Genomic DNA, 2,846 nt, shown 5'->3' on the forward strand with positions numbered 1-2,846 from the left:
CAGTCCGGCCGGCTGACCACCATCGGCTCCGACACCGTGGCCGGGCTGCGCATCCTGCGCGGCATCGGTGGCGAGGAGGCGTTCGCGCGCCGGTACGCGCAGCAGTCCCAGAAGGTGCGACACGCCGGTGTGGACGTGGCACGGGTGCAGTCGACGCTCGACGCGCTGCAGGTGCTGCTGCCCGGGCTGTTCCTCGCCGGCGTGGTCTGGTTCGGTGCGCACCTGGCGCTGCGGGGCGAGATCACCACTGGGCAGCTGGTGACCTTCTACGGCTACGCGACGTTCCTGACCCAGCCGCTGCGCGCCGCCACGCAGGCGGTGCAGAACGGCACCCGCGCGTTCGTCGCGGCCCGCAAGATCATCGGCGTTCTGCGCACCACCCCAGACGTGACCGATGACGGCACCACCGCCGCACCCGCGGCCGGGGCCGTGCTGCGCGACGAGCCGTCCGGGCTCGAGATCCGCCCGGGTGAGCTGGTCGCCGTTGTCAGTCCCCACCCCGATACCAGCGCCGAGATCGTCACGCGGATGGCGCGGTTCGACGGTTCGGCCGCGGACGTGACGTGGGACGGCGTGCCGCTGACCGCCTTCCCGCTCGCTGCGGTGCGGCAGCGGATCGTGCTCTCGGAGCCCACCCCCTCGCTGTTCACGGGCACGCTCGCGGACGAGCTCGACGTCCGCGGCACGCTCGGTGAGGCCGAGCTGCTGGAGGCGATCCGCATCGCCGACGCGCACGACGTCCTCGACTCGATGCCGGGCGGCCTGCACGGCGAGCTGACCGAGAAGGGGCGCTCGCTCTCGGGCGGGCAGCGGCAGCGGGTGGCGCTCGCGCGTGCCCTGCTGACCGACGCCGAGGTGCTGCTGCTGATCGAGCCGACCTCCGCCGTCGACGCACACACCGAGGCGAGAATCGCGAGCAACCTGCGCGAGGCACGTGCGGGCCAGACCACCGCGATCGTGTCGGCGAGCCCGCTGGTGCTCGACGTGGTCGACGACGTGGCCTTCGTGGTCGACGGCTCGGTGGTGGCACGGGGCTCGCACCGCGAGCTGCTCGAGCGTGCCGCCACGGGCGAGGCCTGGCCCGAGGCGTACCGCCGCGTGGTCAGCCGTGCCGCCGCCGATGACGGTGACGAGACCGACCGGGCCCTCGTGGGGACCGAGGAAGGGGGTGCTCGATGAAGCTCCCGATCGCCGACGCGCCCGTACTGCGGGCACGCACCGTGGACCTGCTGAAGTCGCACCGGGGTGCGCTGACCTGGGTGGTCGCGTTGCACACCGGCGCGGCCGTGGCCGGGCTGGCCGGCCCGTGGCTGCTGGGCCGGATCATCGACGACGTCGCCTCCGGCACCACGGCGACCGCGCTCAACACGATGGCCGCCGGGCTCGCGGTGGCGGTGGTGCTGCAGACGCTGCTCGTGCGGCAGGCGCAGCGCTCCTCGATCGTGCTCGGCGAGCAGGTGTTCGCCGAGATGCGCGAGGACCTCATCGACACCGTGACCTCGTTGCCGCTGTCCACCGTGGAGCGGGCCGGCACCGGTGACCTGATCGCGCGCACCACCAACGACGTGGACCGCATCAACTTCACGGTGCGATTCGGGGTGCCACGGGTGCTGGTGTCGGTGGCGAGCATCCTGCTGACGCTGCTGGCCGCGGTGCTGACCAACGGGCTCGTGGCGCTCGGGATGTTCGTGGGCGTGCCGCTGCTGCTGGTCGCGTGCCGCTGGTACCTCAAGCGCGCCGCCGCCGGGTACCTGCGCGAGTCTGCCGCGTACGCCTTGATCAACGGCTCGCTCACCGAATCGGTGGAGGGAGCACGCACGATCGACGCGCTCGGGCTTGGCGCGCGGCGACGCCGGCGCACTGACGCCGATGTGCGCGAGGCGTTCGAGGCCGAGAAGTACACGCTGTGGCTGCGCTCGTGGCTCTTTCCCGGCCTCGACGGCGCGTTCATCCTGCCGATCATCGTGATCCTGGCGTGGGGTGCGTACCTCGTGGGGACCGGGCAGGCCACGGTCGGTGCCGTGACCACGGTGGTGCTCTACGCCGTCCAGATCATCGGTCCTGTCGACGAGCTGATCTTCTGGCTCGACGAGATCCAGGTGGGCGCCGCGCGCCTCGCGCGGATCTTCGGCGTCTCGCTCGTCAAGCAGGACCGTTCGGCGACCGGCGCCACGCCTGCGGCCGAGGACATCCACGCGAGCGAGCTGCGGTACGCCTACCGCGAGGGCCACAACGTGCTGCACGGGATCGATCTGGACCTCGAACCCGGTGAGCGGCTTGCGATCGTCGGGCCCTCCGGCGCTGGCAAGTCCACGCTCGGGCGGATGCTCGCGGGCATTCACCCACCCACCGCCGGGCGGGTCACGGTGGGCGATGTGCCACTGGTGGACCTCGAGCTGGACGACCTGCGCCGCCAGGTGGCGTTGGTGACGCAAGAGCACCACGTGTTCGTCGGCACGATCGCGCAGAACCTCCGACTCGCGAAGGAGGACGCCTCGGACGAGGAGCTGGCGGACTCGCTGCGTGCGGTCGACGCGTGGGCCTGGGTGCGTGCGCTCGAGCACGGCCTCGCCACCGAAGTCGGTTCAGGCGGGGTGGCGCTGACGCCTGCGCAGGCGCAGCAGATCGCGCTGGCCCGGCTGGTGCTCCTCGACCCGCACACGCTCGTGCTCGACGAGGCGACCTCGCTGCTCGACCCGCGCGCGGCTCGACACCTGGAGCAGTCGCTGTCCGCGGTGCTGTCCGGGCGGACCGTGGTGGCGATCGCGCACCGCCTCCACACCGCCCACGACGCCGACCGCGTGGCCGTGGTCGCCGACGGTCGCATCGACGAGATCGGCCCGCAC

At 72.3% G+C, this 2,846-nt stretch carries 2 protein-coding genes; both read left to right on the forward strand.

Going from position 1 to position 2,846, the window contains the following annotated elements; all coding sequences use genetic code 11:
• On the forward strand, positions 1-1,179 hold a 1,179-nt coding region (locus ACOJSN_RS07370; RefSeq protein WP_420111857.1), incomplete at its 5' end, for an ABC transporter transmembrane domain-containing protein.
• Positions 1,176-2,846, forward strand: a 1,671-nt coding sequence (locus tag ACOJSN_RS07375; protein ID WP_420111858.1) for an ABC transporter ATP-binding protein, incomplete at its 3' end; no start/stop codon positions are given. The genes ACOJSN_RS07370 and ACOJSN_RS07375, both read left to right, overlap by 4 nt.

The organism is Pseudactinotalea sp., assembly GCF_048594945.1.
Taxonomy (GTDB): domain Bacteria; phylum Actinomycetota; class Actinomycetes; order Actinomycetales; family Beutenbergiaceae; genus Pseudactinotalea.